The following is a 23,664-nucleotide window of genomic DNA, read 5'->3' as shown; positions in this document are numbered from 1 at the left end:
TCACTTTATGTCCCGCATTTCTCTGAAGACTCACTACCCGTGAACGTGCAAGGGAGGCTCGCCGCCGCCTCCCTTGCAACCCTGGCTCTCCGGCAAGGAAAATCGCCGCTGCGCGGTTTATTCGCCTTATTCCGTCTGCCTTTCGGGTCGGGGCCGAGCCTGCGTCCCGGCAGGCCGTCCCCTCCGCCCGCGTCCCTGCGGGCGGACCCGGTCAGCCGTCAACGTCTCATCGATTTTCAGCCGGAACAGGGGCATTGCTGCAATGCCCTGATTTTCAGTTGCACCGGTTTTGCTGTTAAAAAAACAAACCGCAGAAATGGTCAGGTGTGGGCAGATCCGGCTGAAAATTGCCGACGTGTTTCCGTAAGGCCGGAGGAACCCGCATGGATGCGGGTTCAGGGCGCGCTTTGCAGGGATGCTACCTCGCGCCCGCCCCGGTAGCCTGGAGGAATAAGCGGAGGGGATTGCGAAGCAACAATTTTCCTGCCGGGAGCGGGGATTGTTAAGGGGGCAGCGATAGCCCCCTTAACGCGTTCACGGGTGATGAAGCGCCAGAGAAATGCGGGACATAAAGTGAACGGCATAATACTCCGGGATACTATGTTCTCTCTTCAGAATAATTCCGCTCACTGGATGGCAATATTTTTTGCCCTGCCATCAACCATAAAGGTGTCGGGAAATGCCGACATCAGTAGATTGTTTGTGTCTCCAAAAGGAGACATTTAACTCATTGATTTATAAAGATAGCGTAAGGTTTGTTTTTAGGTGTCTCTGAATGGCGACATCTTGATGAAATTCTGTTCGTTTTGTAACGGTGATGGTTTCTCTATAAAACCAAATAAAATCATAATGTTAATTGTTTGTTTTTAAAATTGGCACACTTACTGCATAATAGTAACCAGTGGCTCATTCACCTTCTTATGTCAGCCCCTTCGGGAAGCGCTACATAAACTTCGAATGACGCACAACAAGGTGCCTGCCGTCCAACTTCTGATAATAGCGTCGCTTTATCAACCCCCGGGCGAAACGTCGAGTTAGGCACCGCCTTATTCCATAACAAAGCCGGGTTAATCCCGGCTTTGTTGTATCTGATGTTCCCCTCGGTTAGCATCCTTGTATCCTTATCCGATGAGAGTAACGCCTTGAAGCGCTGGTCTGTTTTCCCCCGGTCTTTGCGACAACTGGTTATGCTGGCATTTCTGCTGATTCTGTTGCCTTTGTTGGTACTGGCCTGGCAGGCCTGGCAAAGTCTCAACGCGCTTAGCGCCCAGGCGGCGCAGACTAACCGCACCACGCTGATAGATGCCCGGCGCAGCGAAGCGATGACCAACGTGGCGCTGGAGATGGAGCGCAGCTACCGGCAATATTGCGTGCTCGACGACCGTACGCTGGCGAAGGTGTATCAGAGCCAGCGAAAACGCTACAGCGAAATGCTGGACGCACATGCGGGAGTATTGCCGGACGCTAAACTTTACCAGGCGCTACGCGATGATCTGAACGGTCTTGCACAATTACAGTGTAAAAATAGCGGCCCTGACGCTACCGCCGCCGCGCGGCTGGAGGCTTTTGCCAATGCCAATACGGAAATGGTGCAGGCAACGCGCACGGTGGTGTTCTCGCGCGGGCAGCAGTTACAGCAGGAAATCGCAGAGCGCGGACAATTCTTTGGCTGGCAGGCGCTGGTGCTGTTTCTGGTCAGCCTGGCGATGGTGCTGCTTTTTACAAGGATGATCATTGGGCCGGTGAAAGGGATAGAACGGATGATTAACCGGCTGGGAGAAGGGCGCTCTCTGGGGAATACCGTGTCGTTTACCGGGCCGCGCGAGCTGCGTTCGGTGGGGCAGCGCATTATCTGGTTGAGTGAACGTCTGTCCTGGCTGGAATCCCAACGGCATCAGTTTTTACGTCACCTGTCGCATGAGCTGAAAACGCCGCTGGCCAGTATGCGCGAAGGGACAGAGCTGCTGGCCGATCAGGTCGTGGGGCCATTGACGCCGGAGCAAAAAGAGGTCGTCGGCATTCTGGACGATAGCAGCCGCAACTTACAGAAGTTGATTGAGCAACTGCTTGATTACAACAGGAAACTGGCAGACAGCGCGATTGAGATGGAAACCGTGGAGCTTGAACCGCTGGTGGATATGGTGGTTTCCGCTCACAGTTTGCCTGCGCGCGCTAAAATGATGCATACCGAGGTCAGGCTGGCTATCGACAGCTGTCTGGCCGAGCCGATGCTATTAATGAGCGTGCTGGACAATCTTTATTCCAATGCGGTGCACTATGGCGCTGAATCCGGTAACATTTGTATTCGCAGCAATGTATATGGTTCAAAGGCGCACATTGATGTGATCAATACGGGCACGCCGATCCCGGAAGCGGAAAGGGCCATGATTTTTGAACCCTTTTTCCAGGGAAGCCATCAGCGTAAAGGTGCGGTGAAGGGGAGCGGATTAGGGTTAAGTATCGCCAGGGACTGCATCCGTCGTATGCAGGGGGAACTGTATCTGGTCGATGAGAATGCGCAAGAGGTTTGCTTCCGTATCGAACTGCCGCTATCTGCATCGAAAAACCACTAAAAATGAAGCTAAGCCTGGTGAGTATGCCACACGTTTTTGTTCGAGTTCTGAAGCGATTATTTCCCCGAAGAGGATGGTTAGCGAGTGTGCCTTGCCTGGTGCTGATGGGGTGCGCGCCACATGCCGCGAAGCATGTCGTAAATGATGCGTCGCAGGAAAAAATTCCACCGTATCAGCTGGCGGATTATCTCTCTACCGACTGTTCGGATATCTGGTTACTCAAAGGGCCATCGACGGATAACAATCCGCTTTACTGGCAGCGGGCGATTGATTGTGCCGATCGCCTGTTGCCTGTTCAGTCACGCAATGAAGCGCGGGCGCTGGAAGATGGCAGCTGGCAGAACACGTTCAAACGCGGGATTCTGCTGGCGGATGCTAAAATTACGCCCCTTGAACGGCGCGATATGGTCACTCGCCTCGATGCGCTAAGCGCGCAAATTCCCGCTCAGGTGCGCCCGCTCTATCAGCTCTGGCGCGACGGCCAGGCGCTACAGTTACAGCTTGCCGAAGAGCGTCAGCGTTACAGTAAACTCCAGCAAGCGTCGGATAGCGAGCTTGATACGTTGCGTCAGCAGCATCAGCACTTACAGGCGCAGCTCGATCTCACGACGCGCAAGCTGGAGAATCTGACTGATATTGAGCGCCAGCTCTCCACGCGTAAACCCGCAGGCAACTACAATCCTGACGCGACACACGGAAATGACAAACCCGCAGCGCCTGACGACGGCGCATCTTCCACACCGCCACAAGATGAGGTAACGCCATGATAAGCCGCAAACCGGCACATCTGCTGCTCGTGGACGATGACCCGGGGCTGTTGAAACTGCTTGGGATGCGCCTGACCAGCGAAGGCTACAGCGTCGTGACGGCGGAAAGCGGTCAGGAAGGGCTGCGCGTACTGAATCGCGAGAAAGTGGATCTGGTCATTAGCGATCTGCGGATGGATGAAATGGATGGCATGCAGCTGTTCACGGAAATCCAGAAAGTCCAGCCTGGCATGCCCGTCATCATTTTGACCGCACACGGCTCCATTCCTGATGCCGTGGCGGCGACGCAAAAAGGCGTGTTTAGCTTTCTGACCAAACCGGTCGATAAAGATGCGCTGTATCAGGCCATTGATGACGCGCTTGAACAATCGGCGCCAGCAATGGACGACAGCTGGCGCGAATCAATCGTTACGCGCAGTCCGTTGATGATACGCCTGCTGGAACAGGCGCGGATGGTGGCGCAATCGGATGTCAGCGTGCTGATTAACGGGCAAAGCGGCACCGGGAAAGAGATTTTCGCGCAGGCTATCCATAACGCCAGCCCGCGCAGCAGTAAACCTTTCATCGCCATTAACTGCGGCGCGCTGCCGGAACAGCTACTGGAGTCCGAACTGTTTGGCCACGCGCGCGGGGCGTTTACCGGCGCGGTCAGCAACCGTGAAGGGTTATTTCAGGCGGCGGAAGGCGGCACGCTGTTTCTTGACGAAATCGGCGATATGCCCGCGCCGTTACAGGTTAAGCTGCTGCGCGTTCTGCAAGAGCGTAAAGTCAGACCGCTTGGCAGCAATCGCGATATCGATATTGATGTGCGCATTATCTCCGCAACGCACCGCGATCTGCCTAAGGCGATGGCGCGAGGTGAATTTCGCGAAGACTTATATTACCGTCTGAACGTGGTGAGTCTGAAGATCCCGACGCTGGCGGAGCGTACGGAAGATATTCCGCTGCTGGCGAATCATCTTCTGCGCCAGTCAGCAGAGCGGCATAAACCGTTTGTGCGGGCATTTTCAACGGATGCGATGAAGCGTCTGATGACCGCAAGCTGGCCGGGAAACGTGCGTCAGTTGGTGAACGTTATTGAGCAGTGCGTGGCGTTAACTTCCTCGCCGGTCATCAGCGACGCGCTGGTGGAGCAGGCGCTGGAAGGCGAAAATACGGCGCTGCCGACGTTTGTTGAGGCGCGTAATCAGTTTGAGCTTAACTACTTGCGTAAACTGCTGCAAATCACCAAAGGGAATGTCACCCATGCGGCGAGAATGGCAGGGCGTAACCGGACGGAATTTTATAAGCTGCTCTCGCGCCATGAGTTGGATGCAAACGATTTCAAAGAGTAGTTTTCATGCCGTAAAGTAGCGTGAATTATGTTACGTTTATCAGATTAAAAGACAGGCGACCTTTTCAAGGAATAGCATGAAAAAGATTGATGCGATTATTAAACCCTTCAAGCTGGACGACGTCCGTGAAGCGCTGGCTGAGGTAGGCATTACCGGTATGACGGTTACCGAAGTGAAAGGTTTTGGGCGTCAGAAAGGCCATACCGAGCTGTACCGTGGCGCGGAATATATGGTGGATTTTCTGCCGAAGGTGAAAATTGAAATCGTGGTGACCGACGATATCGTGGATACCTGCGTTGACACCATTATTCGCACCGCGCAGACGGGGAAAATCGGTGACGGTAAAATTTTCGTCTTTGACGTTGCGCGCGTGATTCGTATTCGTACCGGCGAAGAAGACGACGCGGCAATTTAAGCCGCGTCGTGCTTGCCGGATGGCGGTGTAAACACCTTTCAGGCCTACAAAATCCCGTAGGCCTGATAAGCGCAGCACCATCAGGCATGACTTAATTACAGCACTTTATGTGGGCCGAAGCATTCGTAATGAATGTTTTCGCTTTTCACGCCCAGCCCTGTCAGCTGCTTCGCAGCAAACTGCATAAAGCCGACCGGACCGCACAGATAAAACTGCATTGCCGGATCGCTGATCGCACTTTCCAGTTTGTTTAAATCCATCAGACCTGTGCTGTCGAACGCGCCATTCGCACGATCGGCTTCTGTCGGTTCGCGATACCAGGTATGTGCGGTAAAGCGCGGCAGGGTTTTACCCAGCTCGCTCACTTCATCTGCGAACGCATGCACGTCGCCGTTTTCCGCCGCGTGGAACCAGTTCACCTGCGCGGTGTGGTTGGCTTTGGTCAGCGTATCCAGCATGGCCAGCATTGGAGTCTGGCCTACGCCTGCGGAAATCAGGGAAACAGGCGTATCCGTTGCGACATCCATGAAGAAATCACCTGCCGGAGCGGCTAAGTGGACGATATCGCCGACGCTTGCGTGGTTGTGCAGCCAGCTGGAAACCTGACCGCCATCTTCACGCTTAACTGCGATGCGATAACCTTTACCATCCGGCTTGCGGGTCAGGGAATACTGACGGATCTCCTGATGCGGGAAGCCTTCCGGTTTCAGCCAGACCCCCAGGTATTGACCCGGATGATATTCTGCGACCGGGCCGCCATCGACCGGTTCAAATTCAAAGCTGGTAATCAGGGCGCTGCGCGGCGTTTTCGCGACGATGCGGAACGGACGAGTGCCTTCCCAGCCGCCATTCTTGCTGGCGTTTTCGCTGTAGATTTGCGCTTCGCGATTGATAAAGACATTGGCCAGAACGCCATACGCTTTACCCCAGGCATCCAGCACTTCCTGGCCTGGGCTGAACATTTCGTCCAGCGTTGCCAGCAGGTGGCCGCCAACGATGTTGTACTGTTCTGGTTTGATCTGGAAACTGGTGTGCTTCTGGGCGATTTTTTCTACCGCAGGCAGCAGCGCAGGCAGGTTTTCGATATTGCTGGCATAGGCCGCGATGGCGTTAAACAGCGCTTCACGTTGATCGCCATTTCGCTGGTTACTCATGTTAAAAATTTCTTTGAGTTCAGGGTTGTGGGTAAACATGCGATCGTAGAAATGGGCGGTCAGTTTTGGACCGGTTTCAACCAGCAGGGGAATGGTGGCTTTTACTGTGGCGATGGTTTGAGCGTCAAGCATACTGTCTTCCTTTATCTGAGACTTTAATGATGTATGTCAAATGCATCTTATAAAAAATAACCCTGTATTGTAAATGGTTCTTTGTAACTTTGCGTTTTTAACGTTACAACGTGAAAAATCTGCATCACAAACCTGAAAAGAAATCCGTTGAAATTCGTAAGGTCTTCATTCGACAAAGCCTTGTACAGCATGAAGGTAATCGTTTGCGTAAAATCCTTTGTCAAGACCTGTTATCGCAGAATGATTCGGTTATACTGTTGGCCGTTGTCCCACGGGATTGCCTTTTTAGGCCAAAATTTATCGTTAGCTGAGTCAGGAGATGCGGATGTTAAAGCGTGAAATGAACATTGCCGATTATGATGCCGAACTGTGGCAGGCTATGGAGCAGGAAAAAGTACGTCAGGAAGAGCACATCGAACTGATCGCCTCCGAAAACTACACCAGCCCGCGCGTGATGCAGGCGCAGGGGTCTCAGCTGACCAACAAATATGCTGAAGGATATCCGGGCAAGCGCTACTACGGCGGTTGCGAATATGTGGATGTCGTTGAGCAACTGGCGATTGACCGCGCGAAAGAACTGTTTGGCGCAGACTACGCCAACGTCCAGCCGCACTCTGGTTCTCAGGCTAACTTCGCGGTCTACACTGCGCTGCTGCAACCGGGCGACACCGTTCTGGGTATGAACCTGGCGCAAGGTGGCCACCTGACTCACGGTTCTCCGGTAAACTTCTCCGGTAAACTGTACAACATCGTGCCTTACGGCATCGATGAGTCCGGTAAAATTGACTACGAAGAGATGGCGAAGCTGGCTCAGGCTCACAAACCGAAGATGATCATCGGCGGCTTCTCTGCTTATTCCGGCGTCGTTGACTGGGCAAAAATGCGTGAAATTGCCGACAGCATTGGCGCGTACTTGTTTGTTGATATGGCGCACGTCGCGGGTCTTATCGCCGCAGGCGTTTACCCGAACCCGGTTCCGCATGCTCACGTTGTGACCACCACCACGCACAAAACCCTGGCGGGTCCGCGCGGCGGCCTGATCCTGGCGAAAGGCGGTGACGAAGAGTTGTACAAAAAACTGAACTCTGCTGTTTTCCCTAGTGCTCAGGGTGGCCCGCTGATGCACGTGATCGCCGGTAAAGCGGTGGCGCTGAAAGAAGCGATGGAACCGGAGTTCAAAGTCTACCAGCAGCAGGTTGCCAAAAACGCCAAAGCGATGGTGGAAGTGTTCCTGAACCGTGGCTACAAAGTGGTTTCCGGCGGTACAGAGAACCACCTGTTCCTGCTGGATCTGGTGGACAAAAACCTGACCGGTAAAGAAGCTGACGCCGCGCTGGGTCGTGCCAACATCACCGTTAACAAAAACAGCGTGCCGAACGATCCGAAGAGCCCGTTTGTTACTTCCGGTATCCGTATCGGTTCTCCGGCCATTACGCGTCGCGGCTTTAAAGAAGCAGAAGCCAAAGAGCTGGCTGGCTGGATGTGCGATGTGCTGGACAACATCAACGATGAAGCGGTTATCGAGCGCATCAAAGGCAAAGTGCTGGACATCTGCGCACGCTTCCCGGTTTACGCGTAAGCGATACGCCTGGCATCGTGAAAAAGGCTTCCTGCGGGAAGCCTTTTTTATTTCCGGGTCATGCCGTGCGGGCGAATCCAGGCGTGACTTTGATACCCGGTTATATGAATAATTTTAATACCACGCCGGTGGTTTTTCGTTCGACAAGCGGATCTCCTTTCATCGCTGGGTGTCGGACTCATACTCAGAGCGCGTTTAGCTGTGATTCGACGTACAGATAGCCGATCCCCATCAACTGTTGCGAACGACTGAGTGTGCCAAAGCCGATCCGGGTGGACCTTGCCTGCGGGTTATCGCCATGATCAAAGGGATTAAACCCCGTTTGCTGCACCAGCGTATTCAGCCAGCTTTCGCCAAAGGCGCAACTGCGGCCATAAATCCAGATTTGGTTAATATTCAGGATATTCAGAAAGTTATATAAACTCAGGCCAATCGCGCTGGCGGCGTGTTCCACCCAGGCCTGGATGCGGACATCGCCCTGTTGCCAGGCGGTAATCAGTTGATCGATGGTGATAGTTTCTGGGTCGCAATCCGCCGTGGGCTGCGTTTTCATCCACCGTCGGGCCTGTTTTTTAAGCGCGCTGAGCGAGGCCACAGTTTCCAGACAGCCGTAGCGGCCGCAATCACAGGCCACCCCGTCCGGGTTGACGATGGTATGTCCGATCTGACCGCAGCCATACAAACTGCCGCGCCAGATGTTGTCGTTGATGACAAAGGAGGAACCAATCCCGTAATCGACGTTAATGACGCAGAAATCGCGGTTTGCCGCCGGGTTTTGCCACTTCTCCGCCAGCGCCAGCATCACGCAGTCATTGTCTAACCGCACCTGTACGCCGAGCATCTCCTCCAGCAGATATTTAATCTCAACCGGGGTTTTCCACGGTGCCTGCGGCATGGTTTTTGACGCCCCGGTAATGGGATCGACCTGACCGTGAACGCCTAATGCCAGATTGATGGTCACGTCGGGATAGCGCTGACGATATTCCCGCCAGTGCGCGGCAAGCGCGGTCAGCAAGGCTTTTGGCGAACCGGCATTGATCTCCGCATGGCGCCAGTCGCCCACGGCGACCAGACGCGCATCTGCCAGCTGGCTGGTGATGCTGGTGGGCGTCACGTTCATGCACAGCGTCCAGTCTCCCTGTTCGGGCAGATGATAGCTGCCGCTACTCAGCCCTCGTTGGCTTAACGTCTCCCGGGAATGGCAAATTCTTCCCTCATCGATCAACTCCTCCAGAATATTGCTGACCGCCGGAATCGACAGGCCGCTGAGCTGCGCCAGCCGGGATTTACTGAGCTGTTTTTCACGCCACAGGTGCGACAGAAAGATCTGCTTGTTGGCTTGCCTGACCCGGGCGTTATTGAACCCTGTACGCTGCATACACTTAACTCCCTTAACTATATTGCGTGAGCATTGCGTATTTTAACGCCAGTTATCTGCCCCAGAATAGCAGCAAGGTGAAATTTTACTTTTGTTTGTTTAGTGGAGAATGACATGTACGGTTCAGTTAAGGTCTGGCAGGAAACACTCTCACTCCCTACGTGGACAACCGGCGAAGAAGATCCAAACCCGATGTTCCTGGAAAAGCGGGTTTATCAGGGGTCTTCAGGCGCGGTTTATCCTTATGGCGTCATCGATACGCTGACCGGTAAACGTGAAATGCGCGAGTATCAGGCAGTCTGGATGGAGAATGATTTTATTCGCATCATGCTGTTGCCGGAGCTGGGCGGACGTGTTCATCGCGCGTATGACAAAGTGCAGCAGCGTGATTTTGTTTACTACAACGAAGTGGTGAAACCTGCGCTGGTCGGGCTGCTGGGGCCGTGGATCTCCGGTGGGATTGAATTTAACTGGCCGCAGCATCACCGTCCTACCACATTTATGCCGGTGGATTTTACCTGTCAGCAGGGCGAACACGGAGAACAAACCGTGTGGATGGGGGAAGTAGAACCCATGCGCGGCTTGCAGGTGATGACCGGATTTACGCTGTACCCCGATCGGGCATTAATTGAAATCACCGGAAAAGTCTTTAACGGCAACGCTACGCCGCGCCATTTTTTGTGGTGGGCAAACCCGGCGGTGAAAGGCGGAGACGACCACCAGAGCGTTTTCCCGCCGGACGTCACTGCCGTATATGATCACGGTAAACGGGATGTCTCCGCCTTTCCGATCGCGACGGGTACTTATTACAAAGTGGACTACTCTGCCGGCGTGGATATCTCGCGTTATAAAAATGTGCCGGTGCCGACCTCTTATATGGCTGAAAAGTCAGATTATGATTTTGTCGGCGCCTGGCATCATGGCGAACGAGGGGGACTGCTGCATGTGGCCGACCACCATATTTCGCCGGGTAAAAAACAGTGGACGTGGGGATACGGTGATTTTGGCGTGGCCTGGGATCGCAACCTGACCGATGACAACGGCCCGTACATTGAACTCATGACCGGGGTCTTCACCGACAACCAGCCAGATTTTACCTGGCTTGCGCCGTATGAAGAGAAAGTCTTCGTGCAGAATTTCCTGCCCTACAGTGAACTGGGCATGGTGCAAAACGCCAGTACGCAGCTTGCGCTGCACCTTGAGCGAGAAGGGAACCAGCTTTCATCCGGCGTTTATGCCGTTGCGCCGCTACATGACGTTCAGGTAACGCTTTGTGCCCAGGGGCAACCGTTCTTTGAAAAAACACTCACGCTGGAACCCGGTCAAAGCTGGCGCGCCGATCTTTCTGACGCGGGCCACGCGCGGGTGAAAATGACCGTTGCCCGTCGTGATGGCGTCACGCTGCTGGCGTATGAGGAGCATATCGCGGAGGACTTGCCGTTGCCGAAAGCGGCCTGTGCGCCCGAACTACCAGAGGCGCTGTCCAGTACTGATGAGCTCTATTTTATTGGTCAGCATCTGGAGCAGTACAACCATGCCAGCCGCTATGCAGAAGAGTATTACCAGCGAGCGCTGGACGTGGATCCGCATGACTATCGCAACAATGTCGCGCTGGGCACGCTGGCGCTGAATCGTGCGGACTGGGCGCAGGCAGAGCGCTGTGCGCAGTACGCCTTACAGCGGGCGCATAAGCTCAATAAAAATCCGCGTGATGGGGAGGCGAGTATGCTGCTGGCCGCCGCGCTGGAACGCCAGGGCAAGGACGACCTCGCCCGCGAGCACTATTACAAAGCCAGCTGGAGCGGCAACTGTCGTGACGCGGCCTTCTGGTCGCTGGCGCGAATCGCCATGAAGCGGAATGATTACGACGATGCGCTGGAGAAAGTGAATCTGAGTTTGCGCTTTAATGGCAGCAATAATCTGGCGATGGGGCTGAAAGCACTGGTTCTGGCCGGACTCGGGCGCACAGCCGAAGCGCTGGCGTATATTTCACAGCAGCTTATTGAGTACCCGCTGAGTTACACCCTGCATTATGCGCGTTGGGCTATCCGTCAGGATGAGGCGGCGAAAGAGGCGCTTATCGCCATTACCGGGCGCCGTGGCACCAACGCCTGCGAGCTGGCGGGCTGGCTGGTCTCTTGTGGGCAAAAAGAGGCCGCCCGCGCGGTGCTGACGCTGCTCGACAGCCAGGAGACGCTGCCCATGCTGTGGCGCGCATCGCTGAGTGATGATCCGCAACCGTTTATTGCGCAGGCTCGCGACTGTTTGCACAACCGCGTTCGTTTTCCCAACACGCTCGACGAAGTGCAAATGCTGCAAACGCTGTCGGATTGCGCCTTCGCTCGCTATCTGCTGGGTTGTTTCTGGTACAGCAAACGTTGTTATGAAGAGGCGGTGAATTGCTGGCAGTTTACGCTGGAGCAGGAACCGAATTTCGCGCCGGTGCATCGGCTGCTGGGGATTTACGCCTGGAACAAACAGCACGATGCGCAGAAAGCGCTGAAATACCTGTCTCAGGCGGTTGCGCTGGAGCCGAAGAATGCCCGCTTCCTGTTTGAGCTGGATTATCTGAACAAACTGATGGCAGCGCCAGCCGAGGCGCGTTTACAACGGCTGGAGGCCAGCAAAGAGATTGTTTTCCATCGCGACGATCTGACCGTGGAATTGCTTAGCGTATGGAATAGCCTCGGTCGCTACGAAGCGGCCGCCGGGGTGTTGCGCGAACGTGTTTTTCACCCCTGGGAAGGCGGGGAGGGCAAAGCCACCGGGCAATATTTACTGAATCAGATCCATCAGGCGCTGGAGGCTATTCGCCGTGGCGAGCCGCAAAACGCTACCGTTTTGCTTCAGCAGGCGTTGCACTATCCGCACAATCTCGGCGAGGGGCGTTTACCGGGACAAACGGATAATGACATCTGGTATTTGCTGGGCTATTGCGCGCGCCAGCAAGGTCATCATGATGAGGCGCAGCGCTATTTCACCCGCGCGACTCGCGGAGGCAGCTCGCTGGACGCGGGACGTTACTACAATGACCAGCCGGTGGATTATCTCTTCTGGCAGGGGATGGCGCTGAAAGCGTCAGGTGACTGCACTGAAGCGAACCTTCTTTTCCAGAGTTTCCTGCAATGGGTGGAGACGCAGCGTGACAAGGTTCCCGACGTCGATTTCTTCGCCGTATCGTTACCGGATCTGGTGGTGCTGGATACACCCGAACAGGAGAAACACCAGCAGCACTGCCTGTTCATTACCGCGCTGGGCCATCTGGGGCTGGGTGATATCCCGGCGTGCCAGCAGGCGCTAAACGCGCTCCTGCAACGCAATCCGACGCATGACAAGGCGCAACTGCTGCGCCATGCGCTCAACGTACCGTTATTTCAATAGACCCTGAACAGGTGGAGGCGACTCCACCTGAAACCTGCTGTTCCCTGCGTTTCCCTGAAAGAGGAATCATAATGAATAACACGCAGACACATTTAAGAATCGGTTATGTCTGGACTATCTGTCTGGTTGCCGCCTGCGGCGGCTTGCTGTTTGGCTATGACTGGGTGGTGATTGGCGGCGCCAAACCGTTCTACGAAGCCTATTTTTCAATTACCGATCCCGCGCAGTCCGGCTGGGCGATGAGTTCAGCGCTGGTCGGCTGTATCTTTGGCGCACTGATGTCCGGCTGGTGCGCTGATAAATTTGGGCGAAAAATGCCGCTGATTCTGGCCGCGATCCTGTTCAGCGCATCGTCCTGGGGAACCGCTGTCGCCAGCAATTTCGATATGTTTGTGATTTACCGTATCGTTGGCGGCGTAGGAATCGGCCTGGCGTCCGCCCTTAGCCCGCTGTACATCGCGGAAGTCAGCCCGGCGGAAAAGCGTGGCCGTTTTGTGGCGGTCAACCAACTCACGATCGTGATCGGCGTACTGGCGGCCCAGCTCATTAATCTGATGATTGCTGAACCGGTGGCGACCGACGCGACCCGGCAGGCGATTGTTGAAAGCTGGAATGGGCAGATGGGCTGGCGCTGGATGTTCGGCGCGGAACTGGTGCCTGCGCTGGCGTTTCTGGTTCTGATGTTCTTTGTGCCGGAATCACCGCGCTGGCTGGTCAAAGCGGGCAAACCTGAACGCGCCCGCGCCATGCTGCAACGGATTGGCTCAGCGGAGTATGCCGGGCAGACGTTGCGGGAAATAGAACATACTCTGCTGAAAGACAACCACAAAGTGGCCTGGTCAACGCTGTTGCAGCCGCAGATTAAACCGATTGTCATCATCGGCATGGTGCTGGCCGTCTTCCAGCAATGGTGCGGGATCAATGTGATCTTCAACTATGCGCAGGAGATCTTCGCTTCCGCAGGGTTTGATATCAACGGAACGTTAAAATCCATTGTCGCCACAGGGATCATTAACCTCGTCTTCACCCTCGCAGCGCTGCCGCTGGTCGATAAAATTGGTCGCCGAAAACTGATGCTGTTTGGCGCTTCAGGACTCACGGTGATTTATGTACTGATTGCCGCCGCTTACGGGATGGGGATTATGGGCTGGCCGGTTCTGGTGCTGGTGCTGGCGGCTATTGCGATTTACGCCCTGACGCTGGCGCCTGTCACCTGGGTTCTGTTGTCGGAAATCTTCCCGAACCGCGTCCGTGGTCTGGCGATGTCGCTGGGGACGCTGGCGCTCTGGATTGCCTGCTTCCTGCTGACCTACACGTTCCCGCTGCTTAATGCGGGGCTGGGAGCGGCGGGCAGTTTCCTGCTTTACGGCGTTATCTGCGCGATGGGGTATTTCTACGTGCTGCGCAATGTGCCTGAAACGAAAGGCGTGACGCTGGAGGCGCTGGAAGAGCAACTGGCGGCGCGGCATGTGAAATCCAGCCCGTCAACTCAACAGCGAAGCGCACGGTAACGGACGATACGCTGACATTACAAAACACGCATCTGCGGATGTGTGTTGATCCACAGGGCGGCAGATTGTTGAGTTTGTTTTCATTAGCGCATCAGCAGGCCGTTTTACGTGAAGGATGCGGCGTAAAACCCGGCGAATGCGGCCTGTTCCCCATGCTGCCGGTCGCCAATCGCGTTGCCGAAAACCGTTTTCTGTTCCGCGGAGAGGAGGTGAATCTTCCCCGGCATGAGGAGGATGCCGTTTTCTTTCTGCACGGTGACGGCTGGCTCAGGCGCTGGGATACGATTGCCGTTCATGAGGATGCCTGTCATCTGCGTTCAGGTCGTCAAATGGCATGCGGTTATGATTATGTCGCGGATCTTCACTATCAGCTGGACGCCGCTGTGCTTCATGCCTCGCTGACGATAACGCACCGGGGGGAACGACCGATGCTTTATGGTTGCGGATTCCACCCGTACTTTGCTTTTGATTGTCACAGTACCGTGCAGTTTGCCGCCAGCGGTTACTGGCCGGAAGGTAAGCAGCATCTGCCGCAGGAATGGCAGAGCGATATTCCCCGGCAGGCGGATTTTTCCGGTGCGCAATATGGCGAGGATGCGTGGCTTAACGTAGGGTATTCCGGCTGGAGCGGGCGGGCGATCGTGCAGCGTGATGTGATGAAGGTCACGCTTTTATCGCAAACGCCCTGGCTTATGCTATTCAGAATGCAAGGGGAGTCATTCTTGTGTCTGGAACCGCAGTCGCACCCGGTAAATGCCCACAACATGCCGGGGCAACCGGGACTCCAGGCTTTAGCTCAGGGAGACCAGTGCCATTTCGCGATGCAAATCGCTGTTGTTTAGGCCAAAAAAGATGTTATTCGCCTGTTAATGCTCTCTTGCGCCAGCCTGCATTTATCGCCAGACTATCGCCTCCATACGGGAGGGAATCATGGTTTTGCACTCCACGCGCTGGCTGGCGCTCGGTTATTTTACCTACTTCTTTAGCTACGGTATTTTTCTGCCATTCTGGAGCGTCTGGCTTAAAGGCCTGGGACTGACGCCGGAAACCATCGGTCTCCTGCTGGGGGCGGGGCTGGTGGCGCGTTTCCTCGGTAGCCTGTTGATTGCGCCACGGGTGAGCGATCCTTCCCGCTTGATTTCTGCGTTACGCCTTCTGGCGCTGCTGACGCTGGTGTTTGCCCTCGCATTCTGGGCAGGGACGCACGTTGCGTGGCTGATGGTGGTGATGATCGGTTTTAACCTCTTCTTCTCGCCGCTGGTGCCGCTCACCGATGCGCTGGCCAATACCTGGCAAAAACAGTTAACGATGGACTATGGCCGGGTGCGTTTGTGGGGGTCCATTGCGTTTGTGATCGGCTCGGCGTTGACCGGGAAGCTGGTGAGCCTCTTTGATTATCAGGCGATTCTGGGGCTATTGACGCTTGGGGTGGCCTCGATGCTGCTAGGTATGCTGCTGCGACCGAGCGTATTGCCGCAGGGGGAAAGCCGTCATCAGGAAAGCGCGGGCTGGCCTGCCTGGCGTACGCTCGTCGTTCAGAGCTGGCGCTTTCTCGCCTGCGTGTGCCTGCTGCAAGGCGCGCATGCCGCTTATTACGGCTTCAGCGCGATTTACTGGCAGGGGGCGGGCTATTCCGCTTCGGCAGTGGGGTATTTGTGGTCGCTGGGCGTGGTGGCGGAAGTGGTTATTTTTGCGCTGAGCAACAAACTGTTCCGCCGTTTTAGCGCTCGCGATCTGCTATTGCTCTCCGCCGTATGCGGCGTCATTCGCTGGGGATTAATGGGCTGGAGCACAGCGCTGCCGTGGCTGATAGCGATCCAGATTCTGCATTGCGGCACTTTTACCGTTTGCCATCTGGCCGCGATGCGTTACATCGCCGCTCGCCAGGGAAGTGAAGTGATTCGTCTACAGGCGGTCTATTCTGCCGTGGCGATGGGCGGCAGCATCGCCATCATGACCGTATTCGCCGGATTCCTGTATCAGCATTTAGGGAACGGCGTATTCTGGGTGATGGCATTGGTGGCGTTGCCTGCTATTTTCTTACGGCCTAACGTCGCCGCGTCATCATGATTCCAGTATTTTGCGGATCTGCTGCTGTTGGTGTGCGGTAAGCGACAGGTCCGCATGAATCAACGGCGGCGAAAAGAGCGGCAGCGGTGTGGCATACGGGGTGACAATCAGCGCCACGCCGCGCGGCGAACCGTCTTTCTGGAAGGTCTGCGTCGGCACATGCTTAATATTGAGCGGCAGGAGCGTCAGTTCTCGTAATTGCTGCTCAATATGTGCCTCCAGTTCGCCGTTATTGCCTGTCAGTAACACGATCTGCTTTTCGTGCAGATCGTTCTCCTGCATCAGCCATGCGCCAAAAATCACCGCGACCAGCCCTGTCTCTTCATCAGAGAAACGCACACCGTATTCGCTTTCAAACCCGGCGAGGGCGTCACGCGTGGTGCGCACCAGCCGAGGGTAGAGGCGACTGAACTCTTCCGGCAGCGTGTTATCAATACCAATGGCGAATAAACTTCGGCTCAGCGCCTGGGCAAGGTGCACATAGAGTTGGTCGTTAAGTCCTTGTTCGTCGCTGAAGCGTACCTGCCCCATTTCCCGAAAGCGCAACACCAGTCGGGCGACAGCCAGGCGCAGGCGGCGATCCTGCTGATGGTTGTCGTGGATAGGGTCGGGGATGCGAATCATGGAAAACAGTAAAGCCATAAACAGCGTTTCGTCGGGCGGCGCGTTTTGCATGACGCGGCGCTGCCAGTGACGGCCAATCTCCAGCGCGAGCGGGTATTCGGCGCAGGACTGCGCCCACTGTTTCTGTAGCGGATTAAACGCTGGTGCGATGCCCGCATGATGCTGTAGCAGGCAATATTGTAAAAACAGCCGCAGAAACTGCACATCCCGGCATTCAAACGGTTTTTGCAGCCGCCGCGAGCAAAGGTTGATCAGCGCATGCAGATTGGTATCGTCATACAACGTACGCGCGATCCCTCTCCGTTTAAGCTCGGTTTTTAATGCCGGCGTAAACTGTTGCGTAATGAAAGTCGGGCATATGCGTAAGCCGCGTCTGAGCCAGTGTAAAAGGCACAAACGTTGGTTGAGCGCAGCCCCCTCGATTCGGTAGCGTCCGTTCTGACCCGTTGTGATGGCGAGTCGATGATAGCGCTGGATCTCCAGGCCTGTTTCGGTGATATCCTCACGGGCAATTTCATCATCGACGCCATTGAGCGCGCTGAATGTTTCCGTGGTGGCGATTTGCCCCGGCTGGAAAAGCGTCAGTAAAACCTGGCAGCGGCGCTGGGGAGCAGAAAGTACAGACGGCGAAGTAAGCGTTGGCATCATCTGTCTGGTCTCCCGTTAGTTTGTTTGATAAGGATAGCTAAAGTTTGTGCGTGGAAATGGTTATAAGAGGGCTTTACGCCAGGAATGCTGGCGAGCATCACAGAATTTTTAACGTGAGGAACAGATGCAATTAGTTAAACGCAGCGCTTTAACACTCTTTCTCGCTGTTTTATCTTTCACAGCGCAGGCGCACCCTCATAGCTTTATTCGATTGCAGACGCAGCTGGTGAGTGAAAACGATCGGTTTGTGGCGCTAAAAATGCGCTGGACGATGGATGAAATCACCTCCGCCGACCTGCTTTACGACGCGGGAGACGCGAAGCCCGGTTCGGAGATCTGGAAAAAGCTGGCGGCGGAAGTGATGGCGAACGTGCTCGGCCAGCACTACTTCACCGAAGTGTGGCACAACGGACAAAAGGTCAAGTTTAAAAATCGCCCGACGGAATACGGAATGGAACGGGAAGCGCACCAGGCGGTGTTGACGTTTGTCCTGCCGCTGGCTGAACCGCAGCCGCTGAGCGGCCAGACTTATACTTTCTCGACCTTCGATCCCACATACTATGTGGATATGAGCTACGCCAACGATCGGGACGCCTCGTTGCCGCAGGCGTTAAGCACACAATGCAGCATGAGCGTGCATACGCCGACGCCGAGTGAAGAGACGCTCAGTTTTGCGCAGTCGCTGGATAAAGAAGACGCGCCGCCGGAGGATATGGATTTGGGTAAACAGTTCGCGCAGAAGGTAACGGTGCAATGTCAGTAATCTCCCAACAACGTCCGCGCTCCCGACGCTGGCTGCCGCTGTGGCCGCTGGCGGTATTTCTGTTGCTGGCCATCGCGGGCGGGCTGTGGTTATGGCAGGCCTGGCCGCAGGTGATGGTGAAAAGCATTGTCTGGCAGCGGGAAGTGAATCAGCAGATGAGCGCCTTATTAAAAGCGGTGGCGGCGAATCCGGCGCAGGCGGGCGGTTCGCTGCTGTTGTTTAGCTTTCTGTATGGCGTACTCCATGCGCTGGGGCCGGGTCATGGAAAAGTGGTGATTACCACATGGCTGGCGACGCATCCATCAAAGCTGAAATCAAGCATCGGCCTGACGCTGGCCTCATCGTTGTTGCAGGGGCTGGTGGCCATTGCGCTGGTGGTTGTGGTGCTGACGGTATTGCAGCTTCCGGCGAGGCAGTTACATCTGAGTAGCTTCTGGCTGGAGAAGGGCAGTTATGCGTTAGTCGGCGTGCTGGGAATATTGCTTTGCTGGCGGGCGCTAAAGACGCTTCGCGCGCTGCTGCGCAAGCCGAAATTTATCTCATTTACGCCGCATCATGTTCACCACGAACATTGCGGCTGTGGGCATCAGCATCTGCCGAACCCAGAGCAACTCAGGAATGGCGATGACTGGCGCGCGCGGCTGATGATTATTCTGTCGATGGGGATGCGCCCCTGTTCCGGCGCGATTATGGTGCTGCTGTTCAGTAAAGTTATTGGCGTCTTTAGTTGGGGAATGGCGTCGGCGCTGGCGATGGCGGCGGGAACCTCGCTGACCATTACCTCTCTGGCGTTGCTGGTTCACAGTTTCCGCACGCTGGCAGTAAAATTAAGCGGCAATAAAACGCCGGTATTGTGGCGACAGATTGGCTGGACAACGCTGGCGTTAGCCGGTGGCGTGATTTTGGTTGTGGCTGCTGTTGTGATGTGGGTCAGTGCGGTGCCGGTGGGCAGGGGATTAAGACCGTTTTAGCACAGTTGTAGGATGAATGCCTGATGGCGCTTCGCTTATCAGGCCTACGGGAAACTCCCCTGGTAGGCCGGATAAGGCGCTAGCCGTCATCCGGCATCAAACGATTAACGCTTCAGCGCATCACTCAATTCGTCGCGCATGCTTGCCAGCATCGCTTTAACCACGCGTGGGTTACCGGCCACGATGTTACCGGTCGTCATGTAGTTATGGCCGCCGGTAAAGTCGCTGACAATACCGCCCGCTTCACGCACCAGCAGTTCGCCACCGGCGAAATCCCACGGACGCAGACCGATCTCAAAGAAACCGTCAACGCGACCCGCAGCCACATACGCCAGATCCAGCGCAGCAGAACCGGTGCGACGGAAGTCAGCGCATTCGGTGAACAGTTTGCTAACGATATTAATGTAGGTGGTCGCATACTGTTTGGCTTTGAACGGGAAACCGGTCGCCAGGATGGTGCCATCCAGGTCGCGCGCGGTGCTGCCGCGCAGACGGTAACCGTTCAACTGTGCGCCCTGACCGCGAGTGGCGGTGAACAGTTCGTTACGCATAGGATCGTAAACTACCGCGACTTCAGTACGGCCTTTGATGCGTACGGCGATAGATACCGCGAAGTGCGGCAGACGTTTGATAAAGTTGGTGGTGCCATCCAGTGGATCGATAACCCATTGAACATCCTGATCGGTACCTTCATGTTCACCGCTTTCTTCGGTAATGATGGTGTGCTGTGGGTAAGATTTGCGGATCGTTTCGATAATAATCGCTTCGGCGGCTTTATCGACGTTGGTCACAAAATCATTGCTGCCTTTCTGGCTGGTTTCTACTGAGTCAGGCGTTTCGTAGTGTTTGGCAATTACATTACCCGCCTTGCGCGCTGCGCGCACGGCGATGGTCAGCATCGGATGCATCGGTCTCTCTCACTGGATGTTAAAGAACGGGAAAACGGCGCAGAGTATAGCAGCGAGTTCGGAATATGTCTCCGTTTTATGATAATATGCCCGAATAATCTTTAGCCGAAGAAAGACAATGCTGCAAAATATTCGAATTGTGCTGGTGGAAACCTCTCACACCGGCAATATGGGTTCTGTTGCCCGCGCCATGAAAACAATGGGTTTAACAAACCTGTGGCTGGTCAATCCGTTGGTCAAGCCGGACTCCCAGGCTATCGCGCTGGCGGCTGGTGCCAGCGATGTGATCGGCAATGCACAGATCGTCGATACGCTCGATGACGCGCTGGCAGGGTGTAGCCTGGTGGTCGGCACCAGCGCGCGTTCCCGCACGCTGCCGTGGCCGATGCTGGACCCGCGCGAATGCGGTCTGAAAAGCGTGGCGGAAGCCGCGAATACGCCGGTTGCGCTGGTCTTTGGCCGCGAGCGCGTTGGTCTGACCAACGACGAACTGCAAAAATGCCATTACCATGTGGCGATTGCCGCAAACCCGGAATACAGCTCGCTCAACCTGGCGATGGCGGTACAGGTGATCGCCTACGAAGTGCGTATGGCCTGGCTGGCAACGCAGGAAAACGACGAGGCGGCGGAACATGAAGAGACGCCATATCCGCTGGTGGACGACCTGGAACGTTTTTACGGCCATCTGGAGCAGACGCTGCTTTCAACTGGCTTCATCCGTGAAGGCCATCCGGGGCAGGTCATGAACAAACTGCGTCGTCTGTTTACGCGTGCGCGCCCGGAAAGCCAGGAACTGAACATCCTGCGCGGCATTCTTGCTTCTATTGAGCAGCAGAATAAAGGCAAGTAAGCGTGTTGATGCCGGATGGCTGCACGATTTGCAGGCCGAATATTGTAGGCCGGATAAGCGAAGCGCCATCCGGCAAACAGAAACGGCACTGAAGGTTAAATACCTGACTAAATTAGTCAAGTAAATAGTTGACTGATTTAGTCGGGAATGTCAGACTTGACCCTGCTATGCAATACCCCCATTTTACAATAAAAAACCCCGGGCAGGGGCGAGTTTGAGGTTAAGTAAGACATGAGACTGACATCTAAAGGGCGTTATGCCGTGACCGCAATGTTGGACGTTGCGCTCAACTCCGAAGCGGGCCCGGTACCGTTGGCTGATATTTCTGAACGTCAGGGAATTTCCCTTTCTTATCTGGAACAGCTGTTTTCACGTTTGCGTAAAAATGGTCTGGTTTCCAGCGTACGTGGCCCAGGCGGTGGTTATCTGTTGGGTAAAGACGCAGGTAGCATCGCGGTTGGCGAAGTGATTAGCGCTGTTGACGAGTCGGTAGATGCGACCCGTTGTCAGGGCAAAGGCGGCTGTCAGGGCGGCGATAAATGCCTGACGCATGCGCTGTGGCGTGATTTGAGTGACCGTCTGACCGGTTTCCTCAACAACATTACCTTAGGCGAACTGGTGAATAACCAGGAAGTTCTGGATGTGTCTGATCGTCAGCACACCCATGACGCGCCACGTAGCACCCGCACGCAAGACGCAATCGACGTCAAACTGCGCGCGTAATTTACCCGCCCTGTTTCGGGGCGTTGCTGCGTTGGCCGCGCTTGTTCACCTCAGTCACTTACTTATGTAAGCGCCTGGGCTTCACAAGCTTGTCGCCTTGCTGCACCGCAAAACAGTTAGGGTAAAAAATTATAATAGATTTCAGAATCAGGCCGGGGCGTTTACTCGCCCCGTGTACTCGGTCGTACATCCAGCCGGTTGCCTGATTCCTTGCATTGAAGCGATGTACGGAGTTTATAGAGCAATGAAATTACCGATCTATCTCGATTACTCCGCAACCACGCCGGTGGACCCGCGTGTTGCCGAGAAAATGATGCAGTTTTTGACCCTGGACGGAACCTTTGGTAACCCGGCCTCTCGTTCACACCGTTTCGGCTGGCAAGCTGAAGAAGCGGTAGATATCGCCCGCAACCAGATCGCAGAACTGGTTGGCGCCGATCCGCGTGAAATCGTCTTTACCTCCGGTGCGACTGAATCCGACAACCTGGCGATTAAAGGTGCGGCCAACTTTTATCAGAAAAAAGGCAAGCACATCATCACCAGCAAAACCGAGCATAAAGCCGTGCTGGATACCTGCCGTCAGCTTGAGCGCGAAGGGTTTGAGGTTACTTACCTGGCGCCGCAGAGTAACGGCATTATCGATCTGAAAGAACTCGAAGCGGCGATGCGCGATGACACCATTCTTGTGTCCATCATGCACGTCAACAACGAAATCGGCGTGGTGCAGGATATCGCGACCATCGGCGAAATGTGCCGTGCGCGTGGCATTATCTACCACGTTGACGCCACCCAGAGCGTGGGCAAACTGCCTATCGACCTGAGCCAGCTGAAAGTAGACCTGATGTCCTTCTCCGGCCACAAAATCTATGGCCCGAAAGGGATTGGCGCGCTGTATGTGCGTCGTAAACCGCGTATTCGTATCGAAGCGCAGATGCACGGCGGCGGTCACGAGCGCGGTATGCGTTCCGGTACGCTGCCTGTACACCAGATCGTCGGTATGGGCGAAGCTTACCGTATCGCGAAAGAAGAGATGGAAACCGAGATGGCGCGTCTGCGCACGCTGCGTAACCGTCTGTGGAACGGCATCAACGATATCGAAGAAGTTTACCTGAACGGTGACCTGGAGCAGGGCGCGCCGAACATTCTCAACGTCAGCTTTAACTACGTTGAAGGCGAATCCCTGATTATGGCGCTGAAAGATCTGGCGGTGTCTTCAGGTTCCGCCTGTACGTCCGCAAGTCTGGAACCGTCCTATGTGCTGCGCGCACTGGGCATGAATGACGAGCTGGCGCATAGCTCTATCCGTTTCTCTTTAGGTCGTTTCACTACTGAAGAAGAGATCGACTACACCATTGAGCTGGTGCGCAAATCCATCGGTCGTCTGCGTGACCTTTCCCCGCTGTGGGAAATGTTCAAACAGGGCGTGGATTTGAACAGCATCGAATGGGCTCATCATTAATCGGTATCGGAATCAGGAGAATTTATAATGGCTTACAGCGAAAAAGTAATCGATCATTACGAGAATCCACGCAACGTGGGTTCCTTTGACAACAGCGACGAAAACGTAGGCAGCGGCATGGTGGGTGCACCGGCTTGCGGCGACGTGATGAAGTTGCAGATTAAAGTCAACAATGAAGGTATCATTGAAGACGCGCGTTTCAAGACTTACGGCTGCGGTTCCGCTATCGCGTCCAGCTCCCTGGTCACCGAATGGGTGAAAGGGAAGTCTCTGGACGAAGCGCAGGCGATTAAAAATACCGATATCGCAGACGAGCTTGAACTGCCTCCGGTGAAAATTCACTGCTCCATTCTGGCAGAAGACGCAATTAAAGCCGCTATTGCGGATTACAAAAGCAAACGTGAAGCAAAATAAGAAGAGTTGA

At 55.1% G+C, this 23,664-nt stretch carries 19 protein-coding genes and 1 pseudogene; 16 read left to right on the top strand and 4 right to left on the bottom strand.

Annotated features, from left to right (window positions below; translation table 11 throughout):
* The first annotated feature begins 1,142 nt into the window (after positions 1-1,142).
* From qseE to glnB, 4 genes are all read left to right on the top strand, one after another.
* Positions 1,143-2,573: a two component system sensor histidine kinase QseE/GlrK gene (gene qseE, locus OGX81_RS11965; protein WP_047461964.1), complete on the top strand. Its 1,431-nt coding sequence runs from the start codon at positions 1,143-1,145 to the stop codon at positions 2,571-2,573.
* Between the two features lie 23 nt (positions 2,574-2,596).
* On the top strand, positions 2,597-3,340 hold the full coding sequence (gene qseG / locus OGX81_RS11960) for a two-component system QseEF-associated lipoprotein QseG (RefSeq protein ID WP_104868337.1): 744 nt from the start codon (positions 2,597-2,599) through the stop codon (positions 3,338-3,340).
* Positions 3,340-4,674: a two-component system response regulator GlrR gene (gene glrR, locus OGX81_RS11955; protein ID WP_024130114.1), complete on the top strand. Its 1,335-nt coding sequence runs from the start codon at positions 3,340-3,342 to the stop codon at positions 4,672-4,674. The genes qseG and glrR overlap by 1 nt, the downstream gene beginning before the upstream one ends.
* 76 nt (positions 4,675-4,750) lie before the next feature.
* Positions 4,751-5,089: a nitrogen regulatory protein P-II gene (gene glnB / locus OGX81_RS11950; RefSeq protein ID WP_002914032.1), complete on the top strand. Its 339-nt coding sequence runs from the start codon at positions 4,751-4,753 to the stop codon at positions 5,087-5,089.
* Between the two features lie 95 nt (positions 5,090-5,184).
* On the opposite strand, the gene hmpA is transcribed toward glnB, so the two are convergent.
* Positions 5,185-6,375, bottom strand: coding sequence for an NO-inducible flavohemoprotein (gene hmpA, locus OGX81_RS11945; RefSeq protein WP_012131231.1), 1,191 nt, complete (start codon positions 6,373-6,375; stop codon positions 5,185-5,187).
* Positions 6,376-6,700: 325 nt separating this feature from the next.
* Here hmpA and glyA point away from each other — a divergent pair, with 325 nt between their 5' ends.
* Both glyA and OGX81_RS22135 read left to right on the top strand, forming a co-directional pair.
* The gene (gene glyA / locus OGX81_RS11940; protein ID WP_058667916.1) at positions 6,701-7,954 is read left to right on the top strand and encodes a serine hydroxymethyltransferase; all 1,254 of its coding nucleotides are present in this window, start codon (positions 6,701-6,703) and stop codon (positions 7,952-7,954) included.
* Positions 7,955-8,034: 80 nt separating this feature from the next.
* Positions 8,035-8,121 (top strand): annotated as a pseudogene (locus OGX81_RS22135) (hypothetical protein); the annotation flags it as partial.
* Positions 8,122-8,138: 17 nt separating this feature from the next.
* On the opposite strand, the gene OGX81_RS11935 reads toward OGX81_RS22135, so the two are convergent.
* Positions 8,139-9,332 carry an ROK family transcriptional regulator gene (locus OGX81_RS11935; protein ID WP_104868338.1) on the bottom strand — a complete coding sequence of 398 codons (1,194 nt, stop codon included), beginning with the start codon at positions 9,330-9,332 and terminating at the stop codon, positions 8,139-8,141.
* 114 nt (positions 9,333-9,446) lie between these two features.
* On the opposite strand from OGX81_RS11935, the gene OGX81_RS11930 reads away from it, so the two are divergent.
* The 4 genes from OGX81_RS11930 (at position 9,447) to OGX81_RS11915 (ending at position 16,294) form a co-directional block, all read left to right on the top strand.
* On the top strand, positions 9,447-12,713 hold the full coding sequence (locus OGX81_RS11930; RefSeq protein ID WP_104868339.1) for a DUF5107 domain-containing protein: 3,267 nt from the start codon (positions 9,447-9,449) through the stop codon (positions 12,711-12,713).
* Positions 12,714-12,784: 71 nt separating this feature from the next.
* Complete coding sequence (locus OGX81_RS11925) at positions 12,785-14,224, top strand: sugar porter family MFS transporter (RefSeq protein WP_049009092.1); 1,440 nt, start codon at positions 12,785-12,787, stop codon at positions 14,222-14,224.
* Between the two features lie 38 nt (positions 14,225-14,262).
* Positions 14,263-15,066 (top strand): aldose 1-epimerase, encoded by an 804-nt coding sequence (locus OGX81_RS11920; RefSeq protein ID WP_502873608.1) that lies wholly within the window; start codon positions 14,263-14,265, stop codon positions 15,064-15,066.
* Positions 15,067-15,154: 88 nt separating this feature from the next.
* A complete protein-coding gene (locus OGX81_RS11915) occupies positions 15,155-16,294 on the top strand; it encodes a 3-phenylpropionate MFS transporter (RefSeq protein WP_047461985.1) in 1,140 nt (379 codons plus the stop codon).
* Here OGX81_RS11915 and csiE read toward each other — a convergent pair.
* Positions 16,289-17,566: a stationary phase inducible protein CsiE gene (csiE, locus tag OGX81_RS11910; RefSeq protein WP_058667907.1), complete on the bottom strand. Its 1,278-nt coding sequence runs from the start codon at positions 17,564-17,566 to the stop codon at positions 16,289-16,291. The genes OGX81_RS11915 and csiE overlap by 6 nt on opposite strands.
* A 124-nt stretch (positions 17,567-17,690) precedes the next feature.
* Here csiE and OGX81_RS11905 point away from each other — a divergent pair, with 124 nt between their 5' ends.
* Together OGX81_RS11905 and OGX81_RS11900 are read left to right on the top strand one after the other, a co-directional pair.
* Positions 17,691-18,329 carry a DUF1007 family protein gene (locus OGX81_RS11905; RefSeq protein ID WP_047461991.1) on the top strand — a complete coding sequence of 213 codons (639 nt, stop codon included), beginning with the start codon at positions 17,691-17,693 and terminating at the stop codon, positions 18,327-18,329.
* Positions 18,320-19,300: a nickel/cobalt transporter gene (locus tag OGX81_RS11900; RefSeq protein WP_104868340.1), complete on the top strand. Its 981-nt coding sequence runs from the start codon at positions 18,320-18,322 to the stop codon at positions 19,298-19,300. Before OGX81_RS11905 ends, OGX81_RS11900 begins: the two co-directional genes overlap by 10 nt.
* 104 nt (positions 19,301-19,404) lie before the next feature.
* On the opposite strand, the gene suhB is transcribed toward OGX81_RS11900, so the two are convergent.
* Positions 19,405-20,208, bottom strand: coding sequence for an inositol-1-monophosphatase (gene suhB, locus OGX81_RS11895; protein WP_024130116.1), 804 nt, complete (start codon positions 20,206-20,208; stop codon positions 19,405-19,407).
* Between the two features lie 118 nt (positions 20,209-20,326).
* On the opposite strand from suhB, the gene trmJ reads away from it, so the two are divergent.
* The 4 genes from trmJ (at position 20,327) to iscU (ending at position 23,654) form a co-directional block, all read left to right on the top strand.
* Positions 20,327-21,058: a tRNA (cytosine(32)/uridine(32)-2'-O)-methyltransferase TrmJ gene (gene trmJ / locus OGX81_RS11890; protein WP_071258072.1), complete on the top strand. Its 732-nt coding sequence runs from the start codon at positions 20,327-20,329 to the stop codon at positions 21,056-21,058.
* A 231-nt stretch (positions 21,059-21,289) separates the two neighbouring features.
* Positions 21,290-21,781 carry a Fe-S cluster assembly transcriptional regulator IscR gene (gene iscR, locus OGX81_RS11885; RefSeq protein WP_012131246.1) on the top strand — a complete coding sequence of 164 codons (492 nt, stop codon included), beginning with the start codon at positions 21,290-21,292 and terminating at the stop codon, positions 21,779-21,781.
* 244 nt (positions 21,782-22,025) lie between these two features.
* On the top strand, positions 22,026-23,240 hold the full coding sequence (iscS, locus tag OGX81_RS11880; protein WP_024130117.1) for a cysteine desulfurase: 1,215 nt from the start codon (positions 22,026-22,028) through the stop codon (positions 23,238-23,240).
* 27 nt (positions 23,241-23,267) lie between these two features.
* Entirely contained in the window at positions 23,268-23,654 is a 387-nt protein-coding gene (gene iscU, locus OGX81_RS11875) for a Fe-S cluster assembly scaffold IscU (RefSeq protein ID WP_002913991.1), read from the top strand.
* The last annotated feature ends 10 nt before the right edge of the window (positions 23,655-23,664 follow it).

The sequence above is a fragment of the Citrobacter sp. CK206 genome, assembly GCF_030333125.1.
Taxonomy (GTDB): Bacteria; Pseudomonadota; Gammaproteobacteria; order Enterobacterales; family Enterobacteriaceae; genus Citrobacter_B; species Citrobacter_B koseri.
This window is presented reverse-complemented; position numbering and strand designations above follow the sequence as displayed.

Excerpts from the sequence above, each read along its gene's own strand:
- qseG (WP_104868337.1), top strand. The coding sequence starts at position 2,597 with ATGCCACACGTTTTTGTTCGAGTTCTGAAGCGATTATTTCCCCGAAGA.
- glnB (WP_002914032.1), top strand. The coding sequence starts at position 4,751 with ATGAAAAAGATTGATGCGATTATTAAACCCTTCAAGCTGGACGACGTC.
- hmpA (WP_012131231.1), bottom strand. The coding sequence starts at position 6,375 with ATGCTTGACGCTCAAACCATCGCCACAGTAAAAGCCACCATTCCCCTG.
- glyA (WP_058667916.1), top strand. The coding sequence starts at position 6,701 with ATGTTAAAGCGTGAAATGAACATTGCCGATTATGATGCCGAACTGTGG.
- OGX81_RS11935 (WP_104868338.1), bottom strand. The coding sequence starts at position 9,332 with ATGCAGCGTACAGGGTTCAATAACGCCCGGGTCAGGCAAGCCAACAAG.
- OGX81_RS11930 (WP_104868339.1), top strand. The coding sequence starts at position 9,447 with ATGTACGGTTCAGTTAAGGTCTGGCAGGAAACACTCTCACTCCCTACG.
- OGX81_RS11925 (WP_049009092.1), top strand. The coding sequence starts at position 12,785 with ATGAATAACACGCAGACACATTTAAGAATCGGTTATGTCTGGACTATC.
- OGX81_RS11920 (WP_502873608.1), top strand. The coding sequence starts at position 14,263 with ATGTGTGTTGATCCACAGGGCGGCAGATTGTTGAGTTTGTTTTCATTA.
- OGX81_RS11915 (WP_047461985.1), top strand. The coding sequence starts at position 15,155 with ATGGTTTTGCACTCCACGCGCTGGCTGGCGCTCGGTTATTTTACCTAC.
- csiE (WP_058667907.1), bottom strand. The coding sequence starts at position 17,566 with ATGATGCCAACGCTTACTTCGCCGTCTGTACTTTCTGCTCCCCAGCGC.
- OGX81_RS11905 (WP_047461991.1), top strand. The coding sequence starts at position 17,691 with ATGCAATTAGTTAAACGCAGCGCTTTAACACTCTTTCTCGCTGTTTTA.
- OGX81_RS11900 (WP_104868340.1), top strand. The coding sequence starts at position 18,320 with ATGTCAGTAATCTCCCAACAACGTCCGCGCTCCCGACGCTGGCTGCCG.
- suhB (WP_024130116.1), bottom strand. The coding sequence starts at position 20,208 with ATGCATCCGATGCTGACCATCGCCGTGCGCGCAGCGCGCAAGGCGGGT.
- trmJ (WP_071258072.1), top strand. The coding sequence starts at position 20,327 with ATGCTGCAAAATATTCGAATTGTGCTGGTGGAAACCTCTCACACCGGC.
- iscR (WP_012131246.1), top strand. The coding sequence starts at position 21,290 with ATGAGACTGACATCTAAAGGGCGTTATGCCGTGACCGCAATGTTGGAC.
- iscS (WP_024130117.1), top strand. The coding sequence starts at position 22,026 with ATGAAATTACCGATCTATCTCGATTACTCCGCAACCACGCCGGTGGAC.
- iscU (WP_002913991.1), top strand. The coding sequence starts at position 23,268 with ATGGCTTACAGCGAAAAAGTAATCGATCATTACGAGAATCCACGCAAC.